Below are 25834 nucleotides of genomic sequence, written 5' to 3'. Positions count from 1 at the left end.
ACTCCTCAGGCGGCCGATACCGGGCGGTCGAGGGTGGACGCCCCGCTTGCCGCTTCCGGCTCGGTCTGTGGCTCTGATCTGGCGATCACCGCCGTGGCAATGCTGTTGCCCACGACGTTGGTAGCGGTACGCGCCATGTCGAGGAACTGATCGATACCGATGATCAACAGCAGGCCAGCCTCAGGCAGGTTGAACATCGGCAAGGTCGCAGCGACCACCACCACCGACGCCCGCGCCACGCCCGCCATGCCCTTGCTGGTAATCATCAGTGTCAAAAGGATCAACACCTGCTGGGTGAAACTGAGGTCGATGTTGTATGCCTGGGCGATGAACATGATGGCGAACGCCTGGTACATCATCGAACCGTCGAGGTTGAACGAGTAGCCCAACGGCAGGACGAAGCTGGACACGCGTTTCGGCGCACCGAACTTCTCGAGCGCTTCCATCGTTTTCGGGTAGGCCGCCTCGCTGCTGGCCGTGGAGAACGCCAGCAGCACAGGCTCGCGAATCAGTTTGCCGAGCGTGAAAACAGACTTGCCCAGGCACAAGTAACCCGCACCGAACAGCACTGCCCACAGCAGCAGGATGCCCAGGTAGAACTCGACAATGAGCTTGCCATAGTCGACCAGCAGCCCCAGGCCTTGAGTAGTGATTGCCGAAGCGATCGCTGCAAAAACCCCGATCGGTGCAAATGCCATGACATAGTCAGTGATGCGAAACATCACTTTCGCAAGTTCATCGATGCAGTCCACAATCTTTGTATGGCCAGCTCGGTTGACGCCAGCCAGAGCGAAGCCGAAGAACAAAGAGAAGACCACAATTTGAAGTATTTCATTATTAGCCATGGCCTCGGCAATACTGCGAGGGAATACATGACTGATAAATACCTTGAGGCTGAAGTCCCCCGTATTCACCGGGGCTGTAACGGCATCAGCGTGCTGCGCGACCTGCAAGTTGATGCCAGCGCCTGGTTCGAACAGGTTGACCAGCGCCATGCCGATCGCCAGTGAAATGGCCGAAGCGCAGACGAACCAGGCCATGGCACGAAAGCCGATGCGGCCGACCGAACGTGAATTGCCCATGCTTGCGATCCCGCCGACAAGTGTGGCGAACACCAGCGGCGCAATGATCATTTTGATCAGACGCAGAAAGATGTCCGTCACCATGGAGAAGTAGGCTGCTATCTGCCTGGCGTCCTGTTCGCTGCCTGCGAAATGATGACATGCCCAGCCGACGACTACGCCCAAGGCGATACCTATCGCAATTCGGCGCGGAAGCTTATTGTTTTTCACGATGTTTTCCTCAAGTTATTTTCTATTTTTTCTACTTGGCAGGATTGGAATAAAGACAGGAACAGCAACTCGCTAGGAGAGTGCTGGAGACAAGTTTATCGCCACGAAAAAACAAGTTGATGAGTAATAGGGCTGAGCCTATGCGTTTTCGGAATAGTTTATAGGCATCGCTGTCGAGGCTTGTGCGAACACGCTTACACTGAGCGCCTGGCGAAGGAGATCAGCGATGCAAATCAAGTGGCTGGACGACCTCATGGCGATCGCCGAGTGGAAGAATTTTTCCCGCGCCGCCGAGGTGCGATGCGTTACACAGTCCGCGCTCTCCAGGAGAATCCGCTCGCTCGAAGAGTGGGTGGGTGTCGAACTGGTTGATCGTGCCACCTACCCGGTACAGCTCACGCCCGCCGGCCAGACCTTCTGCGCTGAAGCCCGCCAGGCGCTCGCCGCCTTGATGGCACTGCGCGCCGACCTGAGGGACGTGAAACGGATGCCAGGGCGCTCGATCCAGATCACGGCAGCCCACAGCCTGTCCATGACGTTCCTGCCGAAATGGCTCAGCCAGTTCCAGCAGCAAAACGAGCGCTTCAATGCCCGGGTAGTGGCGGCCAACATCAATGACGCCGTCATCGCCCTTGAAGAAGGCAGCTGCGACCTGATGATTGTCTACCATCATCCGCTTACCCCCATCTCCCTGGACCCTGAGCGCTTCGGTAGCCTGGCACTCGGCCATGATGCATTCATCCCCGTGTGTGCGCCCGACGCGCAGGGCAAGCCGATGTTCCGGCTTTGCGCAGGCAAGAAGCCTATTCCGCACCTGGCGTACACGGCCACGACATTCTTGGGGAAAGTGGCAGACGTCGTCATTCGCAACGCACCTGAAGTCGCCCCCCTGGAACGCTGCTATGAGGCCGATATGGCGATGCTGCTGGTTCGCATGGCTGTCGAGGGCTATGGGGTAGCCTGGCTGCCCCACAGTGCAGTGAATGACGAGCTGGAAAGAGGGTTGCTCGTGCAGGCTGGAGGCGCCGAATGGAGCACTCGCCTGGAGATCCGCTCGTACTGCTCGCTGTTGAATCAGAACCCTACGATGAGAAGCCTGTGGAATACCCTGGATAACGCTGCGCACGGATCGGCCCAGGCTTGAGCACAGTTTTCCCCTGACAAGCTGTTGCGAAATTACTTACAGTGAAATACTGTATGTGCATACAGCAAAAACAAGGAAACACTTGTGTCCAGCACCGCCTCCGCCACCCCGAGCAGCTATGAACAACTGGGTATGCGCATCCAGAAGATCATCAACAGCCCCACTGCCCAGCGCAGCCGCGCGGCGCTGATCTTTCGCCTGGAACAGGAAGCCCCGGAAGACTGGGAAACCCTGCTCGAGGAAATCGCCGAAAACGATAACGTCACCCTCGCCCACCGCGACGATGGCGGCGTGCAGATTTTCTGGACCGTGCCGAAGGAAGACTGACCGCGTATTCAACCTCAGGCCAACGCCTGCAGGTAGGCGCTGGCTTCGCGGTAACGCGCCAGCCGCTCCAGGTCGGTGGGGCCTGGGCAGGGGATGCGCGAAAGGTCGCTGTTGTCGGCCAGGTCGGCCAGCTTGACGGTGCGCGCCAGCGGGTCACCGCCCAGGCGCACCACGAAGTCCTGGTAGGCCTCGCCCTCACGGCGGCTGAGCGCCAGCAAGGCGGCAAGGATTTTCAGCGCGAAACCCTCGCGCGCCAGGTCGGACAGGGTCAGCGGGGTGTCTTCGATCACATCGTGAAGCACCGCGACAATCCGTTGTTCGGTTGTGGAAACCCGCATCATCACGCGTAGCGGGTGGAGGATATAAGCAGCCCCACCCTTGTCGTATTGCCCTTCATGCGCCCTGGCGGCCACGGCAATGGCCCGCTCCAGTGTAGACATGAGGCCCTCCCCGTTCGGCTTCTTCCTGCCAAGCATAGCCAAAACTGTGCGGACAATGTCTAGCGCGCGTTTGACTGTGCCGCGCCGACCTTGCACAAGCGGCCTTGTGGAAGCCGTGTGGGAGCGGCCTTGTGTCGCGAAAGGGCCGCATAGCGGCCCCGGCAATCTGTGCAGGGTTCAAGATTCTGGGGCCGCTGCGCAGCCCTTTCGCGACACAAGGCCGCTCCCACAAAAGGCCGCGCCTGCAGAAACCGGGTTTAGCGCGCTGCGCCGTGCTGGATCACCACCGAATCGGTACCCAGCTTGGCCATCACCTCGGCCTTGCGTGCTTCGGCTTCCTCACGGCTGGGGAACGGCCCCATCAGCACCACCGGCTTGCCGTCGCGGTACTCCACCGAGGACGGGATGCCCTTTTCGATCAGGCGCGCGGTCATGTCGCTGAGCGCGCCCATGTTGGCGCCCTGGATCACTTCCACATCCCAGCCTTGCGGGGCCGGCTGGCCAGCCAGGGCTTCGGCGCGACGTTGCAGCTCGGCGCCGCCACACATCTCGCGGATGCGCAGGTTGTTGCCGCTGTCGTCGACGATGATTTCGTATTGGCCATCGCGCTTGATCGCCACGTAGCTGCGGTAGGCTTCGTACTGCCCGGCATCATCTTTGCCGCGGACCTGGCCGCAGATGGTGCCCTGGGTGTCGATCCGCACGTTGCCGAACTTGGCGGTCTTGGGGTTGTGCAGGTGTTCGGCCACCTGTTTGTGCACGCCTTCGACCTCGTTCTCACAGCCCGCCAGGGCGAGCACTGCCATTACCACAGCCAGTTTGCGCACGCGTGTACCTCCAGATTCGAAGGCGCGGATTCTAGCACGCCCTCCCCGGGCAAGGACCGCGACCATACGTTACACCGTGCAACCAGTGCTCATGCACCTCAGGCAGTCATGGCATGCCTTGCCCTGTCATGACGGCAGCAGATCCAAGGTCCGTTCGAGCTCATCAAGGTCGATGCGGAAGCCGCTGCCATCAGGTATCCCGACCACAAAGCCGAAATGCTGTTGATCGCGATCAGTCAGGTACTTGTAGAAGCAGACAAAGCGATCAGGTGGCTGCAGCGTCAGCACCGAAGCGCCGGGCGACAGCACATTCATACCGTGGATGAGCTGGCTGCCTTCGACGCCCACCACTACCCTCGCCCCGGCACAGGTTTCCACGATGGTTGCCAGGTCGCACTTCAAAGGGGCAAGGATGCGAAAGCCGCGATGTTTTTGCAGATGTTCGGCGATCTCCAGTTCGTTGTGCAGCAGGCGCGGATCCCCATCACCGCCCCGCAAGATGAAAACCCCCGGGTGGGACTGGTAATTTACCCGCGACAACAACTTTTGGCCCATGGCGCGGTATCGCTCGGACTGGTTTGTGTTGTGGCTGAAGTCATCGAACAGCACCAACTCTCGAAAAAAAGCCGTGTGCAGCCGAAGCGGATGCATGCCAAGCCATTCTTCGTACTGCGCAGCCTGGGAAAAAAGGGGGAACCTGCCCGAGGGTGCCGTGGTGACCGGCACGCCTTCGTTACGGGCCAAAGCATATGTGACGCAATCCTCGGCCAGCCACGTTCCAAACCAGCGGTTGCCGTAACGTGAACAATAAGCGGCCCCACGCTCGATCTCTTGCTCCACGACGATTCGCGGCAACCCGTTGGGCCGGTCAGACAGCCAGAAGCTGGCATTGTTCTTGTAGAGTGCGCCATCGATCAGAATGACGTCCTTGATCAGATAGCCCCTGGTAGGGGCCTGTGCGACGCTGCCCAGCCCCTCCATGGTCCGCCGCGGATGCTCGAAAGGAAAGAAACGTTTCGCTTCCCAGCCGGTCACTCGCTCCAACTGATTCGGCAGAAAGAAAGCGGGAGGCGCTGGGGTGACCTCGACCGGGGCGATATCCCAGGTCCTGACCGCAAGGTTCTTCAGGTTCTCCGACGGCTTTCGTACCAGCCGCTTTCTTGCGAGGTACTTGTATGCGGCCAAGCTCCAGCTTTTATGGTCGGATCCCTTCGTGTCTACATCCGAAATGTCGTTCATCATGCAGCGCTCTCATTGAAAGGCTTTCTTTCACGCTCAGTTGCACACTACTTTTTCCAGAATGGGAGGGGACTGGAAGTGAGCATATCGATCACGCAAGTTCTCCAGCAGCAGTTCGCCAGGCGCTTTCGCACAGTAAATGTATATCTTGAATAATCCACCGAAGACCATTTCACGATAGCGGTCGACAACTTCGTCGTCACTTGGCCCATCCGGCAAACCCAGATGCAGTGTGAGCCTGCTGTTCTCGACGGCAAATAACGGGAATTCCCAGAGAAACTTGGCGATGCCGGTCTTCGGCAGCCGGACGAACATATAAGCCTGGTTGCCCAAGGTATCCACATCACCGCCGCGCCGGCGCTTCCATTTCAAAAGCCCATCGTCCGGACGTGCCAGACATTGGCCGATATCGTAATAATCGAAACCCTGCTCGATGGCCCATTCCAGGGCCATGAATGTAGTGATCGAGTTGACCTCGCGCAGTCGTTTTGGGTCGTTGAAGACGGCCTCCGGGTAGCCAAAGCGAAGCGTGCTCCAATAGCGCTTGCCGGCCCGGGTTATTACACAACCGAAATGACAGGCTACAACCTCGTCGCCTTTCATCACGAGGTCGAGCCGGCCAACGGTCTTGGCGATGCGCAACACGTCCTGGGAATCGAACTGTTTGGCATACAGGCCATGCCGCGCCTGGGCATAAGGCTGCAACATTTCCCGGTCGGCCTTGCCAATCTCCTCGTCCGTCAGCACCTGCTGCATGCGGTACAGTGGCCGACACTTGCGGATGTTGCGGCGCAGTTCACCGTCGTAGCGGGCGATGATCTCTTCAAGCGGACGCCCCAAGGGGATGATGGCACTCAGATAATGGGGCACGTACAGGGCACCTGCACTGGGCATCTCGCTGATCAACACCCTATGGGACGCGGCGCCAGGCTGTTGCGTGCCATCACCGGATTTGGTGTCGGCCTCGGGTTTACCGCCGATGAGCAGCTTGGCCATTTCCTTGCGGCTCTTTCGACCCACATATAAGACTTCGTAGTCGTTACTTGCCTGCAGCCGAAACCTGGTAATTTCCCAGCGCCACAAACACGCGCGCCCCATTATATCCTGGGCCCAAGTCAAGAACTTTCTTATTTCGAAGCGCATCGACGGCGTTATGAGCTTTCGTATGTGCTCTCTCATTTCATGTCCTTGGAGCTTATCCAGTTAACAGGTAATAAGCGATGCCAAATAAACACGCAATAACCTTTGGCACTTAAACGCCTTGGGCCACCATATACCAAAAGATTAAAGATCTACGAAAAAGATCTGTCAAGACACGCTTAATCATTGATTATTCAATGATTAGCCAGTGAAAACTGTATGTTTTATGGCGCCATTTTTTCTACTTGTGGATATGGCGAAAGATAACAACGGCATACCTGACCATGCGGCCTCAGAGGCCGGCTGATGCAGCCTCCCCTCCCAGGCGCTGGAACCTTTCGCGGCCCATGTGTCTACCGACCACACGCCCAACTGCCTGCGCCTTCACGACCCAATCAGGTGAACAGGCTGGTTATCATTTCACCGAAAAAGACGCCGATCAGCAGGGCAGGCAGTACTACAACCTCGCGCTTCAGGTCCAGCAGTCCCAGTTTGCGGTTGACAGGAAAAATCAGGAAAAGCGTGAAGAAGGTATGCAGCGCCACACCCCAGATGGCATAGCTCACGCCACCGATGGCCATGAGGACCGGCAGCAGGATAAACAGCGAAACGACCCGGATGATGTTGTCCATCGCCACGTATTTGGTCAGCCCCAGGGCCAACCAGAGCTGGTGTGCCAGTGTGAAGCGCAAGGTGAAAAGAGAGAGCGAGAGAATGGCCATGGTATTGCCGGCGCCGGCATAACGGTCGTCGTACAGCCAACTGATCAACAGCGGGCTGGCAGTCAGCAAAAAACCGCAAGCGAACAGCGAGGTCAGGTCGAACAGCACCCTGGAACGATAGTAAAGGCTGCGCACCCGCTCTTTGTCGCCACTTCTCGTTGCCTCACTGAAGGCCGGCAAGGCGACTGCCCCCGCCAGCCGCAGCAGGACCGACTGAATGGCCCCGAGGATGGCGACAGCGATGGAATAGACCCCTAGTTCCGCGACCGACATACTTCCACCGAACCAGATCCGGTCACCCTGCATCGCCAGCACCCCTACGGAGGACGACAACAAGATCCAGCGCCCGTAATCGAACACCTCTTGCAGCGCGGCGGGGTCCCATCGCAGGCGGTTGCGCGGCCCCTGGAAGACCAGGTGACTGAGTACGGTGAAAACCAGTGTGCTCAGCAGCCCCGCCGCCACCAATGACCAGATGGAGCGGGTGAGATAGCCTGCCACGAGCATCACTATCAAACCGACAAACTGTGCAATCAGTTCGGCGATCACCACCTTCTTCTGCTGGAAGACACGGATGGCCACATCGACCTTGGGCGACTGGAAGCCATAGATGATCGCGGCGAACCCAGACAAAGCCAGCACCATCGGTAGCTCTGGAGCGGCGTAGGTGGAATGGGCCGGCCACAGTTCGATGTACTGCGTGAATTTTGCCCCCAGGGCCAATAGCAACGTCAGAAGGAACAGCACAAACCCACGGATGACTTGCACCGTCCACACGGTATCGAGAAACAGCGGTTCGTCGCCGCGCGAGCTCTGAATGACGTTCGGCCGCAGCCCAACATCGGAAAGCAGTTGCAGCACCACTGCAACAGTGGTTGCAATGGCCATCACGCCGAACATTTCCGGCACGAGCAAGCGGGTGATAACCAGATTGCCGCCCAGCCGCATGACCTGGGAAGCAAAGACAGCGAGAAGGTTCAACGCACTGGCCAACATGGCTCGTTTGCGCAGGCTCAACGGAAGCGACACATCAATCGAAGGCATAGCCGCATCTCTGACCCCATCGCTAGAGACTCACTATAGTCGCAATTCGCTATGCGGTTATCCGACGAGACTGCAGCGCGTGAAATCGCCCTTCGTTGGGCACGACAAAAACAAAAGGGCGACCCCTTGGGGTCGCCCTTTTGATGCCCGGAAACCGGGACTTTTGTTTGGTAGGCACAATTGGACTCGAACCAACGACCCCCACCATGTCAAGGTGGTGCTCTAACCAACTGAGCTATGTGCCTGTCGTGTGGTGCGCATATTAGTGATCGAATGCGTACCTGTAAAGCGTTTTTTTGAGAAAAATCAAAAACTTTCGAGTTTTCCACCCATGGGGCCGCCTTGCCGGAGCACGGCACTGGTCGGATGGGCTGCGCACCAGCCCCTGGCCGCATAAAATCACAATGAAAAAAGGGGTGACCCTTTCGGATCACCCCTTCTTCGATTTGGTAGGCACAATTGGACTCGAACCAACGACCCCCACCATGTCAAGGTGGTGCTCTAACCAACTGAGCTATGTGCCTGTCGTGTGGTGCGCATTCTACCCATTCCAAAAACCCTGTCAACATTTTTTTTCGCGCTAACCTACTGAATCTTAAACTCTTTATAGAAAGGCGCGCTGACGGGGACCGAGTAAAGGATTTTCAACGGACGACTAGCGGGTGTTTATTATTATTGATAGCATCGGTACATTCGTTAAAAATATAAAACACGAGGTTCCTGCAGCATGGCTAACACCCCCTACCCCCAGTCCTACTACGCCGCCTCGGCCAACCCGGTGCCGCCACGTCCGGCGCTGCAGGGTGAGGTGGAAACCGATGTGTGCATCATCGGCGCCGGCTACACCGGCCTGTCCAGCGCCCTGTTCCTGCTGGAGAACGGCTTCAAGGTGAGCATCGTCGAAGCGGCCAAGGTCGGCTTCGGCGCATCGGGCCGCAACGGTGGCCAGATCGTCAACAGCTACAGCCGCGACATCGACGTCATCGAACGCACCGTCGGCCCCAAGCAGGCCCAGCTGCTGGGCCAGATGGCCTTCGAAGGCGGGCGCATCATTCGTGAGCGCGTGGCCAAGTACAACATCCAGTGCGACCTGAAGGACGGTGGCGTGTTCGCTGCCCTCACCAGCAAGCAGATGGGTCACCTGGAGTCGCAAAAGCGCCTGTGGGAACGCTTCGGTCACAACCAGCTGGAGCTGATGGACCAGAAGCGCATCCGCGAAGTGGTCGCCTGCGACAACTATGTGGGCGGCATGCTGGACATGAGCGGCGGCCACATCCACCCGCTGAACCTGGCCCTGGGCGAAGCCGCCGCGGTCGAGTCGCTGGGCGGCATCATCTATGAACAAACCCCGGCCGTACGCATCGAGCGTGGCGCCAACCCGGTGGTGCATACCCCGCAGGGCAAGGTCCGCGCCAAGTTCATCATCGTCGCCGGCAACGCCTACCTGGGCAACCTGGTGCCGGAACTGGCCAGCAAGTCCATGCCATGCGGCACCCAGGTGATCACCACCGAGCCGCTGGGCGACGAACTGGCGCGCACCCTGCTACCGCAGGACTACTGCGTCGAGGACTGCAACTACCTGCTCGACTACTACCGCCTGACCAGCGACAAGCGCCTGATCTTCGGTGGTGGCGTGGTGTACGGCGCGCGTGACCCGGCCAACATCGAGGCGATCATCCGTCCGAAGATGCTCAAGGCCTTCCCGCAGCTGCAGAACGTGAAGATCGACTACGCCTGGACCGGCAACTTCCTGCTGACCCTGTCGCGCCTGCCGCAGGTTGGCCGTATCGGCGACAACATCTACTACTCCCAGGGCTGCTCGGGTCACGGCGTGACCTACACCCACCTGGCGGGCAAAGTGCTGGCCGAGGCCATGCGCGGCCAGGCCGAGCGCTTCGACGCCTTCGCCGGCCTGCCGCACTACCCGTTCCCGGGTGGCCAGATGCTGCGTGTGCCGTTCAGCGCCATTGGTGCCTGGTACTACAGCCTGCGCGATCGCCTGGGCTTCTGATGTAGCCAGGGCTGGCCTCTTCGCGGGCACGCCCGCTCCCACAGGATTTGTGCTGGTTGCACGGCCCCTGTGGGAGCGGGCGTGCCCGCGAAAGCGCCGGTACAGACAAAGCTATTTGTTCAGGCTACTCACGGCCTGCTTCGCTGCAATCTCCTGCCCCGCCCGGGCCAGTTCATCCGCAGCCTGCAACCAGCGCTGGCGGTCCACCTGGGCCGGCAGTTGCCGCGGTGGCTGCACCAGCACCGCCCAACTCCCAAGCTTCGCCCACGCCGAGGCAAAGTCATCGAACGCCATCAGCTGCCGCCGGTGCATGCCCGAGCGCAACAGCACCCGCTGCTTGTAGCGGTCGTAGCCGATCAGCACGGCATAGCGTGGCTCGCTCCACCAGGCCGAACCATCCTCGTAACGCAGCAGCACCGGGTTGCCCGCCGCCACCTGGGTCAACAGCGCGTCCAGCTGCTTGTCCAGCGGATACACCACCATGCCGTAGTCGCGCGCCACCCGGGGGATGCCGGTGTCCAGCGCCTCGGCGCCCTGGGGCAGGTTCAGCGGCTTGTCCAGCAGCCCCGGTGTGATCGGAGCCCCCTGTTGCGACAGCACCGCCGCCAATGCCATGGCCCCGCTGTGGTTGGCGTTGCCACGGTAGAACGGCACGCTGCTGATCTCGACCCGCTGCGGCAAACCCTTGAGGTTGGCGGAGGGTGCGCTGGCACAACCGGCCAGGCTGGCCGCTACCAGGCAGGCCGCCAGCAGCCGACGAGGGATGGTCTTGAAGGAAGGTTGCTGCATGGACACTCGCTTGCTCCAACGCCGGGCAGGCAGCGCCCGGCTCTGGCCACCGATCATAGGTCGGACAGCGGCGCGGGTATAGTCCGACACCGGTTAGGAGCAAATCGGACCAAGCAATAGACCTTTGGTCAATGGAACGTCACAGGCGAGAGACTAGACTAAAGCAGTGTCTGGAAGGCCGGCGTCGGCGACCGAGCGCGGCCCGTAGAGATGGAGGCACAGATGAGCCTGACCATGGCAATCCTCATGCTGGTGGGCATGTGGCTGAGCGTTGCAGCCGCCATGCTATGGGGTGTACTGCGTATCGTGCGGCGTCACTCCCACCACCACCTGCCACCGCAGGCCCCCGCCAAGCCACAGCCTGTGCGCCGGGCGCGGCGGCATGCCGGGGTGCACTGACTACAGATTTTCCCTACTCCCCTTCGCGGGCTTGCCCGCTCCCACAGGGACCACGTAGCTATCCGGCTGACGCGGCACCTGTGGGAGCGGGCAAGCCCGCGAACGGGGCGCAAGCGCCCCGCTTTTCTTGCATCAACCTTCAGCCGCTTCGCGCTTCAACCGCGCCCGACGGGCCAGGATGTTGAGGATCTCGATCGCCGTCGAGAAGGCCATGGCTGCGTACACATAACCCTTCGGTACATGGGCGCCGAAACCTTCGGCGATCAGCGTCATGCCGATCATGATCAGGAAGCCCAGGGCCAGCATCACCACGGTCGGGTTGTCGTTGATGAAGTTGGCCAACGGGTCGGCGGCCACCATCATGACGATCACGGCAGTGATAACGGCAATGATCATGATCGGCAGGTGCTCGGTCATGCCCACGGCGGTGATGATGCTGTCGACCGAGAAGACGATGTCCAGCAACAGGATCTGGAAGATCGCCGCGGCAAAGCCCAGGGTAACCGTCGACGACACCTTGGCTTCTTCCTTGGCCCCGTGCGGGTCGACGTTCTCGTGGATTTCCTTGGTCGCCTTCCACAGCAGGAACAGGCCACCGGCAATCAGGATCACGTCCTTCCAGGAGAAGGCATTGCCGAACACTTCGAACACCGGGTCGGTCAGCTGGACGATCCAGGCCACCGTGCTGAGCAAGGCCAGGCGCATGACCAGGGCCATGCTGATACCGATACGGCGCGCCTTGGAGCGGTACTCCACCGGCAGCTTGTTGGTCAGGATGGAGATGAAGATCAGGTTGTCGATGCCCAGCACGACTTCCATGGCCACCAGCGTAGCCAGGGCAACCCAGGCGGTAGGGCTAGCGACGAGTTCCAGCAAGTATTCCATTGTTCAAATCCTGCAGCAGCGGTTGGGGGTCAGATTTCCTGGGTGTCTTCTTTCTTGTCGGCGTCCTTGGGCTTGTGCCCTTCGCTGCCGATGGCCTCGCTCAACGCCTGCTGTGCGGCCTTGTTGGTGTCGTCGATGGCCTGCTTGGCCGACTGTGCGGCTTGGTCGAGCATCTGCTGGGCGGATTTCTCGGCCTGCTCGCAACCGGCCAGGGTGAACAGGGCCAAGGCCAGCACCAGCGGCGTGCCGATGGATTTGAGTTGCAGCATGGGTTCCTCGCTTTTTCATGTTCCGGCGGCGCACACGGCGCCTGATGGAGTCGTATTCTAAAGAGCGCAACACATCCGGAAAATTCGTATTTTCAGCGGTTATACTTCGTTTTTTACGATTCCGGAAACATACCGATGCTCAACTATCGGCAGTTGCACTACTTCTGGGCCGTGGCCAAGACCGGCAGCATCGCCCGCGCCAGCGAACAGTTGAACCTGACCCCGCAAACCATCAGCGGGCAGATCAGCCTGTTCGAACAGACCTACGGCCTGGAGCTGTTCCAGCGCGTGGGGCGCCAACTGGAACTGACCGAAACAGGGCGCCAGACGCTGATCTATGCCGAGCAGATGTTCCAGCTGGGTAACGAGCTGGAGGCCATGCTGCGGGCCGGCCCGCAGGAGCAGATCCTGTTCCGCGTGGGCGTGGCGGACGTGGTGCCCAAGTCCATCGTCTACCGCCTGCTGGCACCGACCATGGAGCTGGACGACGTGCTGCGTATCAACTGCCGCGAGGACAAGCTCGAACGGCTGCTGGCCGACCTGGCGATCCAGCGTCTGGACTTGGTGATTTCCGACAGCCCCATGCCCGGCCACCTGGACATCAAGGGCTATAGCCAGAAACTGGGCGAGTGTGGGTTGAGCTTCTTCGCCACCCCGGCGCTGGCACAACGCCTGGAAGGCCCCTTCCCCGCCTGCCTGCAGGATGCGCCATTGCTTATCCCCGGGCAGGAAACCGTGGTACGCAGCCGCCTGCTGCGCTGGCTGGGTGAGCAGCAGGTGCAGCCACGGATCGTGGGCGAGTTCGATGACAGTGCCTTGATGCAGGCGTTCGGGCAGTCGGGCAGCGGCATCTTCGTCGCGCCCAGCGTGATCGCCGAGGAAGTGTGCCGCCAGTACGGCGTAGAGCTGATCGGGCAGACCGAGGCGGTGCACGAGTCGTTCTATGCCATTTCGGTGGAGCGCAAGGTCAAGCACCCGGGGATCGTGGCGATTACCGAGGGGGCGCGACGAGAGTTGTTTCATTGGTAGCAGGCAGATTTGACGCCCCCGCGTTTCAATGGTCATATGCCCGCCAGTTTCAGGTGCCCTGCGCCGCCGCGCGCAGGGTGAAACGGGAAGCCGGTGCGTCGTGTTGCCCACGACAAGTCCGGCGCTGCCCCCGCAACGGTAAGCGAGCGAACCCTTCGAGATACCACTGTGCACATGCATGGGAAGGTGAAGGTTTCATGCCCCTCGCAAGCCCGGAGACCGGCCTGGAGCTTCACTTGGCAACCCGCGGTGGGCGGGCGCAGGCCGGTATCCGTGCGTGCGCCTGCGTGCACGGTGCGCCTTTGCGTGTTTTCCACCGGGATCCATTCATTCCTGCAGTAGTGGAACGACATGTCCCGTATCTTCAAGCTTCACCCCCTGGCGGCCTGCCTGGCCGTATCCCTGCCGGCCCTGGCCGATGACCTTGACCGACAGCCACTGGCCCTGCCCTCCACGGCCATCACCGACACCCAAGGCAGCCACGCCATCGACCTGGCCACACCGACCCAGGCGGGCTCGCGCCTGGGCCTCAGCGCCCTGGAGACACCGGCCAGCACCAGCAGCATCAGCGCCGAGCAGATCCAGCAGCGCAACAACCTCACCGTGCAGGACGCGGTAACCCGCTCACCGGGCATCAGCTACATCGGCTCCCCGGGCGACGGCGGCACGGGTCTGTCCGCCCGCGGTTTTACCGGGCACAACTCGGTGATGACCTTGTTCGACGGCGCACGCCTGTACACCGGTGCCGGCACCCAGACGTTCCCGGTCGACCCGTGGATGGTCGAGCGCATCGATGTGATTCGCGGCCCGGCCTCGGTGCTGTATGGCGAAGGCGCCACCGGTGCGGTGGTCAACGTGGTCCCGAAAAAGCCGTTTGCCGGCGAGGTACGCAACCACCTGCGCCTGGGCTACGGTTCGTGGGACCGCCAGCAGCTCGGCCTGGACAGCGGCGGCAGCCTCGGCGAGCGCCTGAGCTACCGCCTGGCCCTGAACCAGCAAACCGGTAACGGTTGGGTCGACCGCACCCCGTCACGCAGCCTGGCGCTGAGCGCCGCGCTGCGCTTCGATGCCAGCGACGACCTCAGCTTCACCCTCGCCCACGACCGCGGCGATGCGCAGCCTGCCAACTACTACGGCACCCCGCTGATCGACGGCCACTACCGCAGCAGCCTGCGCAAGAAGAACTACAACGTGCAGGACGATGTGCAGCACTACGTCGATGAATGGACCCGCCTGAACACCGACTGGACGTTGAGCGACCACCTCAGCGCCAGCAACCAGCTGTACTACATCAAGAGCCACCGTCACTGGCGCAATGCCGAGGAGTACAGCTGGGATGCCGGGCGCCAGCAGCTGCTGCGCGGCAGCTACCTGCAGATCAAGCACAACCAGGAACAGTTCGGCGATCGCCAGGCCTTCACCCTCGACCACACGCTGTTCGGCCTGGCCAGCAAGACCGTGGTCGGCGCCGAGTACAACAAAGTCCGCTTCAACGTCGACAGCAACGCGCCCTACAACGATGTGGGCGGTGACTACGTCGACCCGTGGCAGCCACAACCGGGTTGGTTCCACAGCGCCTCGCCGCTGCGCCCGCAAACGCTGTCCACCACCCACACCTTTGCCCTGTTCGCCGAAAACCGCCTGCAGTTGAGCGATCGCCTGTCCCTGGTCACCGGCGTGCGCCGCGACCAGAACCACATCGTCCAGGAGAAACTGACCACCGACAGCCGCAGCGACCGCAGCCTGCAAGGGGGCAACTGGCGTGCCGGGCTGGTGTTTGCGGTCAGCGACGACCTGTCGCTGTATGGCCAGTACTCCACCAGCGAGGACGGGGTCGACAATCTCATCAGCCTCAGCGCCAACCAGATGCACTACGACCTGACCGAGGCCAGGCAGACCGAGGTGGGCCTGAAGCAGCGCTTCTGGGACGGGCGTGGCGAATGGACATTGGCGGCCTACCACATCGTCAAGAAGAAGTTGCTGGTGGATGACCCGGTCACCCACGAGAAGCAGCAGGCTGGCCAGCAGACGTCCGACGGCCTGGAGGCAACCCTGGAACTGGCGCTGGCGCACCAGTGGCAGGTGTCGGCCAACGCGGCGATCGTGCGCGCCAGGTATGACGACTTCGACGAAATGGTCGGCGGCGCGGCGCAGGACCGTGCGGGCAATCGCCCGGCCAATGTCCCGCGGCGTACCGCCAACCTGTGGCTGAGCAAAGGCTTCGGCCAGCGGCTGGAGGCCGGCATTGGCGCGCGCTATGTGGACGAACGATATGCCAATACCGCCAACACCCAGAGCGCCCCCGGCTACACCGTGGTCGATGCCGACATCGGCTGGCAGGTGTTGCCGGATGTGCGGCTGGGGTTGCAGTTGAACAACCTGTTCGACCGCGAGTATGTGCAGTCGGCGTTCAGTGGCCAGCAGTGGCTGATGGGGATGCCACGGTCGTACTTTGCGACGGTGGATTACAGCTTCTGACCTGAACTGCCTGCACCGGCCTCTTCGCGGGCTTGCCCGCTCCCACAGGTACTGCACAGATTTCAGAATGGGTGAAATTCCTGTGGGAGCGGGCAAGCCCGCGAAAGGGCCGGTACAGGTCCCACAAAAACAGTTACCAACTCACCATCATTTAGTTATAAGATAACGTTTCAGTTGACATCCATTCCTATCAGCGACCTCCCATGACAAGCGCCAGCGCCACCCCCACCCTGGTCACCCAGCGCCTGCAGAGCATCGATGCCCTGCGCGGCCTGGTGATCCTGTTCATGCTCCTGGACCATGTCCGCGAAACCTTCTTCCTGCACCGCCAGGTCAGCGACCCGATGGCGATCGATACCACCGAGCCTTCGCTGTTCTTCAGCCGCACCCTGGCCCACCTGTGCGCGCCGGTGTTCGTCATGCTGACCGGCCTGTCGGCCTGGCTGTACGGCGAGAAACACCAGGGCCGCGGCGATGTCTCGGCGTTCCTGTTCAAGCGCGGGCTGTTCCTGGTGGTGCTGGAATTCACCCTGGTCAACTTCGCCTGGACCTTCCAGCTGCCGCCCAGCGTCATCTACCTGCAGGTGATCTGGGCCATCGGCGTGAGCATGATCGCCCTGTCGCTGCTGATCTGGCTGCCACGTGCCGCCCTGATCACCCTGGGCGCAATCATCATCGCCGGCCACAACCTGCTCGACGGCCTGCACTTCGGCGCCGAATCCGCCCTGCATGTGCCATGGGCGATCCTGCATGACCGGGGTTGGCTGGAGTTCTCCGAAAACCTGCGCCTGCGCACCTCCTACCCGGTGCTGCCGTGGATCGGTGTCATCGCCCTGGGCTACGGCCTGGGCCCGTGGTTCGCCCGTGGCAGCGCGGCCGGCCAACGCCAGCATCGCCTGCTGCTGGCCGGGCTGATCGCGCTGCTGGGCTTTGTCGTGTTGCGCCTGGTCAACGGCTACGGCGAGGCGCCGTGGAGCGCTTACCCGACCGTCACGCAAACCCTGATGAGCTTCTTCAACATCACCAAGTACCCGCCGTCGCTGCTGTTCCTGGCCCTGACCCTGGGCTGTGGCCTGCTGTTGCTGCGCGCCTTCGAACGCGCCGGCCAGGCCCGCTGGATCAGTGCCCTGGCGGTGTTCGGCGCGGCACCGATGTTCTTCTACCTGCTGCACCTGTATGTGCTGAAGCTGCTGTACCTGGCCAGCGTGGCGCTGTTCGGCCGCAACCATGGCGACTACTTCGGCTTCGACGGCATCGCCGCGGTGTGGCTGGGGGCAGTGCTGCTGGCGGTTTCGCTGTACCTGCCGGTGCGCTGGTTCGCCCGCCTGAAGGCGCGGCGGCGCGACATCACCTGGCTGAAGTACTTCTGAAAAGCGTTTTCACCCGGCGGCACGATGGTCTACCATGCCGGCCGCCGGTTTCCACCACGGAATCAATAGGGAATCCCAGGCCCGCCAATTCGGGCCAAACGGAACTGCCCCCGCAACTGTAGGTGCCGAGCCTGCTCCATCGATGCCACTGGGCCACGAACCCGGGAAGGCCGGAGCCAGGCCATGACGCACCAGTCAGGAGACCTGCCGGCCTACATTCACCAACCGGCGGGGTGTCCGGGATTGGCCATCAGTGTTGCCCCTGCCGCCAGCGGGGGCTCGGCGATGCCTGTCCGTGCGTTCCTCACCCGAACTGTCCGATAGGAGATCGCCCAGCATGCTGCCCCGTTTTGCCACTCTGCTCGCCGGCCTCGGCCTCACCGGCCTGGCCCAGGCTGCTGCCACCCATTACCCGCTGACGGTCGACAACTGCGGCAAGCCGCAAACCTTCGCCCAGGCGCCGCAACGCACGGTCACCATTGGCCAGGCCGGTACCGAGATGCTCTACGCGCTGGGGCTGGGCGACAAACTGGCGGCCACTTCGCTGTGGTTCAACAACGTGCTGCCCGAGTACCAGGTGCAGAACGCCAAGGTGCCGCGCCTGGCCAACAACGAACCCAGCTTCGAGGCGGTAGTGGGCAAGCGCCCGCAACTGGTGACGGTGCAGTTCGAATGGATGGTCGGTGCCCAGGGCGTGGTCGGCACCCGCGAGCAGTTCGATGAACTGGGCATCCCCACCTACCTGCTGCCGTCGGACTGCGAAGGCAAGGACAACCTGGTGGGCGCCGATGGCACCCGCCTGCAGGCGTTCCAGGTCGACACTATCTACAAGAGCGTCAGCCAGCTGGCGGCAATCTTCGATGTGCAGGACCGTGGCACGGCCCTGAATGCCGAACTCAGAGGCCGCCTGGACAGTGCCAAGGCACAACTGGCCGACAAGGACCTGTCCGCCACCTCGGCGCTGTTCTGGTTCTCCAGCGCCGACCTGCACATCGACCCCTACGTGGCGGGCCGCCAGGGGGTCGCCGACTTCATGCTGCGCACCCTTGGCGTGCGCAACGTGGTCGAGTCCAGCGAAGAATGGCCGACCGTAGGCTGGGAAACCCTGGCCAAGGCCAACCCCACCTGGCTGATCATTGCCCGCATGGACCGCCGCCGCTACCCCGCCGACGACTACCAGAAGAAGCTGGCATTCCTGCGTAGCGACCCGGTAACGCGCAACATGGACGCGGTGAAGCACGATCGCATCATCATCCTCGACGCCGACGCCATGCAGGCCGGCATTCGCTTGTTCAGCGGCCTGCAGACACTGGCCACCGCCTTCGCCAGCGGCAAAGCAGCCCAGTGATGATGCGCCTGTTACCCTGCATCGCCGTTGCCCTGGCCGCTCTGTTGGCGGCCCTGCTGGCCGGCACCGCCATCGGCGAAACCAACCTGTCGCCCGGCGTGGTCGGCCAGGTGCTGGCCAACCACCTGTGGCAGGCCGGCTATCCGGTCGACCCGATCGACACCGGCATCGTCTGGAACTACCGCCTGCCCCGCACCCTGGTTGCTGCGGCCTGCGGCGCCGGCCTGGCCACCTGCGGCGTGATCCTCCAGGCACTGTTGCGCAACCCATTGGCCGAACCTTACCTGCTGGGGCTGTCTGCCGGCGCCTCGACCGGTGCGGTGCTGGTGGGCCTGCTGGGCTTCGGCAGCCTGGCGCTGAGCATGTCCGGCGGCGCCTTCATCGGCGCCCTGGCAGCGTTCGCCCTGGTACTGGTGCTGGCCCGGGCAGCCGGCCCCAGCAGCAACAATGCCCAGGTGATCCTTGCCGGGATCGCCGGCTCGCAACTGTTCAACGCCCTTACCGCCTTCCTCATCAGCATGTCGGCCACCGCCGAGCAGGCGCGCGGCATCCTGTTCTGGCTGCTGGGCAACCTCAGTGGCGTGCGTTGGCCTTCGGTGTGGCTGGCCGTGCCAGTTGTACTGTTCGGGCTGTTGGTGTGCCTGTGGCATCGCCGTGCCTTGGATGCCTTCACCTTCGGCGCCGACTCGGCGGCATCGCTGGGCATCCCGGTGCGGCGTACCCAGTTGTTGCTGATCAGCTGCGCGGCGCTGGTGACCGCCGTGATGGTTTCCATCGTCGGCGCCATCGGTTTTGTCGGGCTGGTGATCCCCCATGCCCTGCGCCTGCTGCTCGGCCCCGGGCACAGCCGCCTGCTGCCCGCCAGCGCACTGGGCGGGGCACTGTTCCTGATTGCCGCCGACATCCTGTCGCGCACCTTGATCCCTGGCCAGGTGATCCCCGTTGGCGTGGTCACCGCGCTGCTCGGCGCACCGGTCTTCGCGCTGATCCTGGTCAGCCGCCGGGGGCGCCCATGACGGTCATGACGGCGCTACAGCTGGCCCCCTTGAGTTGCCAGAACCTGGGGCTGCAACTGGCCGGCAACACCGTGCTCAGCGATATCGAACTGAGCGTTGTCGCCGGTGAAACCCTGGGCATTGTCGGCCCCAACGGCTCCGGCAAATCCTCGCTGCTGAAGGTGCTGGCCGGGCTGCGCAAGCCAGGCAGCGGCAGCGTGCAACTGCTGGGCGAACCGCTGGCACGGTTGCCCCGACGCCGTGTCGCCCAGGCCTTGGCGCTGGTCGAACAGCAGGCCGACACCCTCGATGCGATCAGCGTGTTCGATGCCGTTGCCCTGGGCCGCACCCCCTGGCTGTCGGCGCTGGCGCCGTTCTCCCGGGAGGACCGCGCGATCGTCGAGCAGGCCCTGGCCGACCTCGACGCCCTGCACCTGCGTACCCGCCTGTGGGGGTCGCTGTCCGGTGGCGAGCGCCAGCGCGTGCACATCGCCCGTGCCCTGGCACAGCGGCCGCAGGTGCTGCTGCTGGACGAGCCGACCAACCACCTGGATATCCAGCACCAGCTGAGCCTGTTGCAACAGGTGCAGGCCCTGCCGGTGACCACCCTGGTGGCCTTGCACGACCTGAATCAGGCGCTCACCTGCGACCGCGTCGCGGTGCTCGACAAGGGCCGCCTGGTCGCCCTCGGCAAACCGCTCGAGGTGCTTACACCCGAGCGCCTGCTGAACACCTTCGGCGTGCACGCCCATTACCTCATCGACCCCTTCGACGGCGCGCGCATCCTGCGTTTTCGCGCCCCCTGAACAGGAAGTTCTGCCCATGCCGCGCCCTGCCGTTTTGCTGCTCGCCAGCGCCCTGCTCGCGCCCCCTGCGCTGGCCGACTCCGCCCAGTCGCAAAGCAACGGTTTTGTCGAGGATGGCCGCTGGAGCCTGCTCAACCGCAGCGTATTCGACCAGCGCGACTACAAGCATGGCGGGCGCAACAGTGCCGGGCGCAACGCCTACAAGCCGCGCGATGAACGTAGCGGCAAGGCCGAGGAATGGGCCTATGGCCTGATGGGCACCTTCCGGTCCGGTTTCACCCAGGGGCTGATTGGTGTCGGGGTCGACGCCCACGCCTACCTGGGCGTGCAACTCGACAGCGGCGGCGGGCGCGTGGGCAAGGCACGCTTGCTCGGGGTGGATAACGAGGGGCACCCGAAGAACGAATACAGCCGTGCCGGCGCGGCGCTGAAACTGCGCATGTCCGATACCGTGCTGTCCTACGGTGAGCAACGGGTCAAGACCCCGGTGTTCAGTTCCTCCGACAGCCGCCTGCTACCCGAGACCGCGACCGGGTTCTTCCTCGACAGCACCGAGTTCGACCACCTCAGGCTGGTGGCCGGGCACTTCAACGAAAACGCCGACCGCAATGCTTCCAGCCACGACCAGGGCTTTGTGGTGAACTACTCCAATGGCCGCCAGGGCAACAGCTTCGATTTGGCCGGCGTGGTGTGGAACCCCGGCGCCGCCTTCAGCGGCAGCCTGTACACCTCACGCTACCAGGACAGCTGGAACCAGCATTACCTGGGCAGCACCCTCAACCATGCCCTGGATGAGCGACGCAGCCTCACCCTCGACCTCAACCTGTACCGCACCACCGACACCGGCAAGGCGCTGTCCGGGCACATCGACAACACCACCTGGAGCCTGGTCTCGCGTTACGACCACGGGCCGCACGGTTTCAGCCTGGGCTGGCAGCAGGTAGACGGCAACACGCCATTCGACTACGTGACGCGAGGGGCGATCTTCATTGCCAACGCGGTGCAGATGTCGGACTTCAACGCACCGAACGAGAAATCGTGGCAGGCGCGCTATGACCTGAACATGGGCGCCTACGGCGTACCGGGGTTGAACCTGACGGCGTTGTACGTGCGCGGGTTCGATATCGACGGCAGCCATGTCGACCCTGCGGGCGGGTATGCGTACCTGGGGTATGGCAAGGGGGGCAAGCATTGGGAGCGCGACCTGGAGGCACGGTATGTGGTGCAGAGCGGCAAGGCCAAGGGCACCGCGTTTTCGCTGCGGCATAACGTGCATCGGGGCAATACGGCACAGGCGGAGCTGGATGGGGACCAGATACGGTTGGCGGTGGAATGGCCGTTGGGGGGTGGGTTCTGATGCTCCGCGTTGCCTGAATGGGGCTGCTTTGCAGCCCATCGCGACACAAGGCCGCTCCTACAAGGGATTCGCATACAGATCTGGCCAAGCGCGATCCCTGTAGGAGCGGCCTTGTGTCGCGATGGGCCGCACAGCGGCCCCCAAAATCCATCAGGCAACCACAACTGCCGTATAATCGGCAGCACTCACTGCCCAACCAGGCCACGCCATGCCTCGCCTCCAGAAGTTGCTGCTGCCCCTGCTGCTGACTGCAGCCCTCACCGCCTGCGACCAGAAACCCTCCCGTGAAGAACAGATCCTGGCCCAGCTGCCGCTGCAGGATGCCTACACGCACAACATCGAGCGCATGGCCGCGCTGCTCGGCCGCACGCACCCGCAGCTGCCGCAGGCGACCATCCAGGACGTGCTGCGCAAGCACCTGACCGTCGAGGACCAGCGCCAGGACCTGTTCCGCCTGTACAGCGAAAAGAACTTCAGCGATGCCGAGTTCGCTACCATCGTCGAGGCCACCCAGGACCCGGCCAAGGCCCGTGCCCTGGAAGACACCGAGGCCGGCAAGCGCCTGAGCGAAAAGCTCACCGCCCTGATGCGCGAATCGGCCCGCGACGCGAAGGTGCAGGCCCTGGCCGAGCAGCGCATGCAGCAGGTGGAAGACGAACTGGACGCGCTGGAAAAGGCAGGCTCCTGAACGCGGTTCCCCACTGCGCTCATAAGGCGTAAGGTTGTTCCCATTTCGTAGCTGTTTTTCGATCACCCGAGGTCAGGATTGCCACACGCCAAGCACGGACTGCGCCTGGATCTACGCACACTCATTCTGGTGCTTTGCGCCCTTACCGCCGTGGTCATGCTGTGCGCCAGCTACTTCGCCAGCTACCGGGTGCAACGCCAACTGCTGATCGACCATGCCCTGGAAGCCAACCGGGTGTATGCGATGAAGCTGGCAAGCATCACCGAGACCTTTATCGACAACGCCTTGCAGCAGCTGTCGTTCAGCGCTGGTGTGCAAGGCCGCCAGCTGGGTGACGCTGTCGCCCTGCAGGCGGAGACCGAGCGTGTCCTGAGCCAGAGCATGGCCTTCAATTCCACGTTCGTGATCGATGCCAACGGGGTGCTGTTGGCGATTTCCCCCGCCCCTTTGCGGCACCTGGTCGGCAGCCACATGCATTCGCCCGGGGTCCAGGAGGCGCTACAGGCGCGCCGCCCACTGGTGTCGACGCCCTACATTTCGGCGGCCAACAACCTGGTGGTGGCGCTGTCGCAACCCATTTACGACAGCAACGGCCGCTACCTGGGGTATGTCGGCGGCAGCCTGTACCTGCGTGAACGCAACATCCTCAACAGCCTGCTGGGGGAGCATTTCTACAAGGATGGTTCCTACCTGTACGTGGTCGACCGCAACCGCCGTCTGCTGTATCACCCCGACAGCCAGCGCGTAGGGACGGTGGTTGAAGGCAATGAATTGATCGACCAGCTGGCGGGCCTGGGCAATGGTACCCGGCAATTGACCAACAGCCTCGGCGTGGAAATGCTCGCCGGATACGCCACCGTGCCCAGCGCCGGTTGGGGCGTGGTGGCGCAGCAGCCGCTGACCCAGACAGTGACGCCGCTTAGCCACCTGATCCTCAACGTGGTCGGCACCTCCGCACCGTTGGCGCTGGTGGGCAGCGTGCTGCTGTGGTGGCTGGCCATGACCATCGCCCGGCCGCTGTGGCAGCTGGCCGCCGGCGCCCGCTCGATGGACCGGGCCGGCACTGCCGAGCGCCTGCATCGGGTACCGGCCTGGTACTTCGAGGCGGCCGAGCTGAAGCGCGCGCTGCTGTTCGGGCTGAACCTGCTGCATGAACGCATCGGCCGGCTCAACCGCGACGCCCAGACCGACCCGCTGACCGGCCTGGGCAACCGCCGCAGCCTGGAGTTCAACCTGTCGTTGCTGGAAGCCGAGGGCCGGGCATTTGCGGCCATCGTGCTGGATGTCGACCATTTCAAGCGGGTAAACGACTGCCACGGGCACGAGGTGGGCGACCAGGTGCTGCGCCGGCTGGCGGAGCTGATGCGCCGCTGCTGCCGCGAGGGTGACCTGCTGTGCCGCACCGGCGGCGAGGAGTTCCTGATGCTGCTGCCGGGGGCCGGCCTGGACGTTGCGGCAGTGGTGGCCGAGCGGCTGCGGGTGACGGTGCAGGATACGCCAGTGGAGCCGGTGGGGGCGGTGACCGTTTCGCTGGGGGTGGCGCATTGGGATGGCGAGACCGAGAGCGAACCGGGGGATGCGTTGAGCGAGGCTGACCGGGCGCTTTACCGGGCCAAGCAGGAGGGGCGCAATCGGGTGGTTGTTGCCTGAGCGTCTTGCTTCGCCTGTACCGGCCCTTTCGCGGGCACGCCCGCTCCCACAGGAACTCTGCTGCCCTTGAGGGTGGCGCATGACCTGTGGGAGCGGGCATGCCCGCGAAAGGGCCGGTACAAACAATAATGAATGCGCAGGCTGTAACATTCCTTGTCATAAAACTGTCTTGTTCCAGTCATAGGATTGACCCCAACCTGACATTTTCACTTCATGGATGAGCGTCTAATGCGTCGTGTGGTTTTCAATCAGAAAGGTGGCGTCGGAAAGTCCAGCATCGCCTGCAACCTTGCCGCCGCCAGTGCCGCCGAAGGCTACCGGACCTTGCTGGTCGACCTCGACCCGCAGGCCAATGCCACCTACTACCTGACCGGCCTGGTCAATGACGCCATTCCTTCCGGCATCGCCGATTTCTTCCGCCAGACCTTGTCGCCAGTCACCGCTGCCGGCAAGAAGCACCGGGTGGCGATCACCGAAACCCGCTACAGAAACCTGCACCTGGTGACCGCCAGCCCCGACCTCAGCGACCTGCAAGGCAAGCTGGAGAGCAAGTTCAAGATCAACAAGCTGCGCAAGCTGCTGGTGGAACTGGGCGAGGACTACGAGCGGATCTACATCGACACCCCGCCGGCGCTAAACTTCTATACCTTCAGCGCGCTGGTGGCGGCCGAGCGGCTGTTGATCCCGTTCGACTGCGACAGCTTTTCGCGCCAGGCCCTGCACTGCATCATGGCCGAGGTCGAAGAACTGCGCCAGGACCACAACCCGGCGTTGGAGGTGGAAGGTGTGGTGGTCAACCAGTTCGCCGGGCGCACCGCGCTGCACCAGACCCTGGTCGAGCAATTGCGCGGCGAAGGCATGCCGGTGCTGCCGGTGTACCTGAGCAGTTCGATCAAGATGCGTGAATCGCACCAGGCCTCGGTGCCGCTGGTGCACCTGGCGCCGCGGCACAAATTGGCGCTGGAGTTTGTTGATTTGCTGGATGTACTGGAGCGTGCGGCCTGACAGAACCCTGGGGGCGCTTTGCGCCCCTTTCGCGACGCAAGGCCGCTCCTACAAGGGATCGCGTCAATTGCAGCCCCAAAATAACAAGCCCGAAGCACTACCCGACCTTTCATCCGGATGGTAGATTCGCCGCCATGAAAACCACCCGGCATACCCGCACGCTGACCGCCTGGACGCTCTACGCCAGTGTCCTGTTCAGCCTGGTTCTGTGCGGCCTGCACCATGGCCAGATGGGTGGCCTGCGCCTGGCCGGCCTGGAAGGCGGTTTCTGCTCGATCAACAGCGAACACGGCGTTGCCATCGACCTGGATGGCGCCGGCGGCGACCAGCACATGGCCCAGCTCGACTGCCCGGTGTGCTCCTCGTTCGGCCTGGCCGTGCCGCTCAGCAGCAGCGGCTGGTCGTTCACCCCGGCGCAAGCCGTGGCCACATCGCCCATCGTGGTGCGCAGCTGGGCGCAACCGCCGCCGCGCTATCAACGCCCCGCCCTCAACCCCCGCGCCTCCCCCGTCGCTTTCCCCGCAGCCGTACTTCATTTCGCCTGACCTCAGCCGGGCGCGCCTGACTGCGCGCGCTCGCG

24 protein-coding genes, 2 tRNA genes and 2 riboswitches are annotated in these 25834 nt (G+C 62.8%); of the genes, 15 read left to right on the top strand and 11 right to left on the bottom strand.

Features of this window, described 5'->3' with window-relative positions:
• Positions 1-5: 5 nt before the first annotated feature.
• Positions 6-1292 carry a dicarboxylate/amino acid:cation symporter gene (locus CAG34_RS21480; protein ID WP_025338528.1) on the bottom strand — a complete coding sequence of 429 codons (1287 nt, stop codon included), beginning with the start codon at positions 1290-1292 and terminating at the stop codon, positions 6-8.
• 226 nt (positions 1293-1518) lie between these two features.
• Here CAG34_RS21480 and CAG34_RS21475 point away from each other — a divergent pair, with 226 nt between their 5' ends.
• Positions 1519-2436, top strand: coding sequence for a LysR substrate-binding domain-containing protein (locus CAG34_RS21475; protein WP_075044725.1), 918 nt, complete (start codon positions 1519-1521; stop codon positions 2434-2436).
• 84 nt (positions 2437-2520) lie between these two features.
• Positions 2521-2763: a DUF1654 domain-containing protein gene (locus tag CAG34_RS21470; RefSeq protein ID WP_075044724.1), complete on the top strand. Its 243-nt coding sequence runs from the start codon at positions 2521-2523 to the stop codon at positions 2761-2763.
• Positions 2764-2777: 14 nt separating this feature from the next.
• Here CAG34_RS21470 and CAG34_RS21465 read toward each other — a convergent pair whose 3' ends face one another.
• The 7 genes from CAG34_RS21465 to CAG34_RS21435 form a co-directional block, all read right to left on the bottom strand.
• The gene (locus CAG34_RS21465; RefSeq protein ID WP_085592275.1) at positions 2778-3203 is read right to left on the bottom strand and encodes an HD domain-containing protein; all 426 of its coding nucleotides are present in this window, start codon (positions 3201-3203) and stop codon (positions 2778-2780) included.
• Positions 3204-3460: 257 nt separating this feature from the next.
• A complete protein-coding gene (locus CAG34_RS21460; RefSeq protein ID WP_025338525.1) occupies positions 3461-4030 on the bottom strand; it encodes an SPOR domain-containing protein in 570 nt (189 codons plus the stop codon).
• Positions 4031-4156: 126 nt separating this feature from the next.
• Positions 4157-5272, bottom strand: coding sequence for a glycosyltransferase 61 family protein (locus CAG34_RS21455; protein WP_085592273.1), 1116 nt, complete (start codon positions 5270-5272; stop codon positions 4157-4159).
• 33 nt (positions 5273-5305) lie between these two features.
• Positions 5306-6448: a hypothetical protein gene (locus tag CAG34_RS21450; RefSeq protein WP_085592271.1), complete on the bottom strand. Its 1143-nt coding sequence runs from the start codon at positions 6446-6448 to the stop codon at positions 5306-5308.
• A 356-nt stretch (positions 6449-6804) separates the two neighbouring features.
• Positions 6805-8175 carry an oligosaccharide flippase family protein gene (locus CAG34_RS21445; RefSeq protein WP_085592269.1) on the bottom strand — a complete coding sequence of 457 codons (1371 nt, stop codon included), beginning with the start codon at positions 8173-8175 and terminating at the stop codon, positions 6805-6807.
• Positions 8176-8343: 168 nt separating this feature from the next.
• Positions 8344-8420 (bottom strand) — tRNA-Val (locus CAG34_RS21440).
• 202 nt (positions 8421-8622) lie between these two features.
• Positions 8623-8699, bottom strand: a tRNA-Val gene (locus CAG34_RS21435).
• Between the two features lie 203 nt (positions 8700-8902).
• On the opposite strand from CAG34_RS21435, the gene CAG34_RS21430 reads away from it, so the two are divergent.
• Positions 8903-10186, top strand: coding sequence for an FAD-binding oxidoreductase (locus CAG34_RS21430; protein ID WP_025338521.1), 1284 nt, complete (start codon positions 8903-8905; stop codon positions 10184-10186).
• Positions 10187-10297: 111 nt separating this feature from the next.
• Here the strand turns inward: CAG34_RS21430 and CAG34_RS21425 are convergent, their stop codons facing one another.
• On the bottom strand, positions 10298-11032 hold the full coding sequence (locus CAG34_RS21425) for a peptidase C39 family protein (RefSeq protein ID WP_025338520.1): 735 nt from the start codon (positions 11030-11032) through the stop codon (positions 10298-10300).
• A 165-nt stretch (positions 11033-11197) separates the two neighbouring features.
• Here CAG34_RS21425 and CAG34_RS29040 point away from each other — a divergent pair, with 165 nt between their 5' ends.
• A complete protein-coding gene (locus CAG34_RS29040; protein WP_167506588.1) occupies positions 11198-11374 on the top strand; it encodes a hypothetical protein in 177 nt (58 codons plus the stop codon).
• A gap of 132 nt (positions 11375-11506) precedes the next feature.
• On the opposite strand, the gene CAG34_RS21420 is transcribed toward CAG34_RS29040, so the two are convergent.
• Both CAG34_RS21420 and CAG34_RS21415 read right to left on the bottom strand, forming a co-directional pair.
• Positions 11507-12259, bottom strand: coding sequence for a TerC family protein (locus CAG34_RS21420; protein ID WP_003260907.1), 753 nt, complete (start codon positions 12257-12259; stop codon positions 11507-11509).
• Positions 12260-12288: 29 nt separating this feature from the next.
• The gene (locus tag CAG34_RS21415) at positions 12289-12528 is read right to left on the bottom strand and encodes a hypothetical protein (protein WP_025338519.1); all 240 of its coding nucleotides are present in this window, start codon (positions 12526-12528) and stop codon (positions 12289-12291) included.
• A 135-nt stretch (positions 12529-12663) separates the two neighbouring features.
• Here CAG34_RS21415 and nhaR point away from each other — a divergent pair, with 135 nt between their 5' ends.
• The 11 genes from nhaR (at position 12664) to CAG34_RS21355 (ending at position 25799) form a co-directional block, all read left to right on the top strand.
• A complete protein-coding gene (gene nhaR / locus CAG34_RS21410; protein WP_085592266.1) occupies positions 12664-13557 on the top strand; it encodes a transcriptional activator NhaR in 894 nt (297 codons plus the stop codon).
• A gap of 34 nt (positions 13558-13591) precedes the next feature.
• Positions 13592-13800: riboswitch (cobalamin riboswitch) on the top strand.
• A gap of 108 nt (positions 13801-13908) precedes the next feature.
• The gene (locus CAG34_RS21405; protein ID WP_085592264.1) at positions 13909-16035 is read left to right on the top strand and encodes a TonB-dependent siderophore receptor; all 2127 of its coding nucleotides are present in this window, start codon (positions 13909-13911) and stop codon (positions 16033-16035) included.
• Positions 16036-16238: 203 nt separating this feature from the next.
• Positions 16239-17405, top strand: a complete 1167-nt coding sequence (locus CAG34_RS21395) for a DUF1624 domain-containing protein (RefSeq protein ID WP_085592262.1) — start codon at positions 16239-16241, stop codon at positions 17403-17405.
• Between the two features lie 28 nt (positions 17406-17433).
• A riboswitch (cobalamin riboswitch) is annotated at positions 17434-17632 on the top strand.
• Between the two features lie 110 nt (positions 17633-17742).
• Positions 17743-18753, top strand: a complete 1011-nt coding sequence (locus CAG34_RS21390; RefSeq protein WP_085592260.1) for an ABC transporter substrate-binding protein — start codon at positions 17743-17745, stop codon at positions 18751-18753.
• Positions 18753-19769: an iron ABC transporter permease gene (locus CAG34_RS21385; RefSeq protein WP_085592258.1), complete on the top strand. Its 1017-nt coding sequence runs from the start codon at positions 18753-18755 to the stop codon at positions 19767-19769. Before CAG34_RS21390 ends, CAG34_RS21385 begins: the two co-directional genes overlap by 1 nt.
• Positions 19766-20554, top strand: coding sequence for an ABC transporter ATP-binding protein (locus tag CAG34_RS21380; protein ID WP_085592256.1), 789 nt, complete (start codon positions 19766-19768; stop codon positions 20552-20554). The genes CAG34_RS21385 and CAG34_RS21380 overlap by 4 nt, the downstream gene beginning before the upstream one ends.
• Before the next feature lie 16 nt (positions 20555-20570).
• Positions 20571-21911 carry an OprD family porin gene (locus tag CAG34_RS21375; RefSeq protein ID WP_085592254.1) on the top strand — a complete coding sequence of 447 codons (1341 nt, stop codon included), beginning with the start codon at positions 20571-20573 and terminating at the stop codon, positions 21909-21911.
• A 208-nt stretch (positions 21912-22119) separates the two neighbouring features.
• Positions 22120-22599 (top strand): hypothetical protein, encoded by a 480-nt coding sequence (locus CAG34_RS21370; RefSeq protein WP_085592252.1) that lies wholly within the window; start codon positions 22120-22122, stop codon positions 22597-22599.
• A 78-nt stretch (positions 22600-22677) separates the two neighbouring features.
• Positions 22678-24249, top strand: a complete 1572-nt coding sequence (locus CAG34_RS21365) for a sensor domain-containing diguanylate cyclase (RefSeq protein WP_085592250.1) — start codon at positions 22678-22680, stop codon at positions 24247-24249.
• A gap of 228 nt (positions 24250-24477) precedes the next feature.
• Positions 24478-25254 (top strand): ParA family protein, encoded by a 777-nt coding sequence (locus tag CAG34_RS21360; protein WP_085592248.1) that lies wholly within the window; start codon positions 24478-24480, stop codon positions 25252-25254.
• Between the two features lie 134 nt (positions 25255-25388).
• Positions 25389-25799 carry a DUF2946 family protein gene (locus tag CAG34_RS21355; RefSeq protein ID WP_085592246.1) on the top strand — a complete coding sequence of 137 codons (411 nt, stop codon included), beginning with the start codon at positions 25389-25391 and terminating at the stop codon, positions 25797-25799.
• The last annotated feature ends 35 nt before the right edge of the window (positions 25800-25834 follow it).

Origin of the sequence: Pseudomonas sp. B14(2017) (assembly GCF_002113255.1) — a bacterium.
GTDB lineage: Bacteria > Pseudomonadota > Gammaproteobacteria > Pseudomonadales > Pseudomonadaceae > Aquipseudomonas > Aquipseudomonas putida_Z.
This window is presented reverse-complemented; position numbering and strand designations above follow the sequence as displayed.

What these genes read in the sequence shown, in the direction of transcription:
- CAG34_RS21475 (WP_075044725.1), top strand. Translation starts at nt 1,519, where the DNA reads ATGCAAATCAAGTGGCTGGACGACCTCATGGCGATCGCCGAGTGGAAG.
- CAG34_RS21465 (WP_085592275.1), bottom strand. Translation starts at nt 3,203, where the DNA reads ATGTCTACACTGGAGCGGGCCATTGCCGTGGCCGCCAGGGCGCATGAA.
- CAG34_RS21455 (WP_085592273.1), bottom strand. Translation starts at nt 5,272, where the DNA reads ATGATGAACGACATTTCGGATGTAGACACGAAGGGATCCGACCATAAA.
- CAG34_RS21450 (WP_085592271.1), bottom strand. Translation starts at nt 6,448, where the DNA reads ATGAGAGAGCACATACGAAAGCTCATAACGCCGTCGATGCGCTTCGAA.
- CAG34_RS21445 (WP_085592269.1), bottom strand. Translation starts at nt 8,175, where the DNA reads ATGCCTTCGATTGATGTGTCGCTTCCGTTGAGCCTGCGCAAACGAGCC.
- CAG34_RS21430 (WP_025338521.1), top strand. Translation starts at nt 8,903, where the DNA reads ATGGCTAACACCCCCTACCCCCAGTCCTACTACGCCGCCTCGGCCAAC.
- CAG34_RS21425 (WP_025338520.1), bottom strand. Translation starts at nt 11,032, where the DNA reads ATGATCGGTGGCCAGAGCCGGGCGCTGCCTGCCCGGCGTTGGAGCAAG.
- CAG34_RS29040 (WP_167506588.1), top strand. Translation starts at nt 11,198, where the DNA reads ATGAGCCTGACCATGGCAATCCTCATGCTGGTGGGCATGTGGCTGAGC.
- CAG34_RS21420 (WP_003260907.1), bottom strand. Translation starts at nt 12,259, where the DNA reads ATGGAATACTTGCTGGAACTCGTCGCTAGCCCTACCGCCTGGGTTGCC.
- CAG34_RS21415 (WP_025338519.1), bottom strand. Translation starts at nt 12,528, where the DNA reads ATGCTGCAACTCAAATCCATCGGCACGCCGCTGGTGCTGGCCTTGGCC.
- nhaR (WP_085592266.1), top strand. Translation starts at nt 12,664, where the DNA reads ATGCTCAACTATCGGCAGTTGCACTACTTCTGGGCCGTGGCCAAGACC.
- CAG34_RS21405 (WP_085592264.1), top strand. Translation starts at nt 13,909, where the DNA reads ATGTCCCGTATCTTCAAGCTTCACCCCCTGGCGGCCTGCCTGGCCGTA.
- CAG34_RS21395 (WP_085592262.1), top strand. Translation starts at nt 16,239, where the DNA reads ATGACAAGCGCCAGCGCCACCCCCACCCTGGTCACCCAGCGCCTGCAG.
- CAG34_RS21390 (WP_085592260.1), top strand. Translation starts at nt 17,743, where the DNA reads ATGCTGCCCCGTTTTGCCACTCTGCTCGCCGGCCTCGGCCTCACCGGC.
- CAG34_RS21385 (WP_085592258.1), top strand. Translation starts at nt 18,753, where the DNA reads ATGATGCGCCTGTTACCCTGCATCGCCGTTGCCCTGGCCGCTCTGTTG.
- CAG34_RS21380 (WP_085592256.1), top strand. Translation starts at nt 19,766, where the DNA reads ATGACGGTCATGACGGCGCTACAGCTGGCCCCCTTGAGTTGCCAGAAC.
- CAG34_RS21375 (WP_085592254.1), top strand. Translation starts at nt 20,571, where the DNA reads ATGCCGCGCCCTGCCGTTTTGCTGCTCGCCAGCGCCCTGCTCGCGCCC.
- CAG34_RS21370 (WP_085592252.1), top strand. Translation starts at nt 22,120, where the DNA reads ATGCCTCGCCTCCAGAAGTTGCTGCTGCCCCTGCTGCTGACTGCAGCC.
- CAG34_RS21360 (WP_085592248.1), top strand. Translation starts at nt 24,478, where the DNA reads ATGCGTCGTGTGGTTTTCAATCAGAAAGGTGGCGTCGGAAAGTCCAGC.
- CAG34_RS21355 (WP_085592246.1), top strand. Translation starts at nt 25,389, where the DNA reads ATGAAAACCACCCGGCATACCCGCACGCTGACCGCCTGGACGCTCTAC.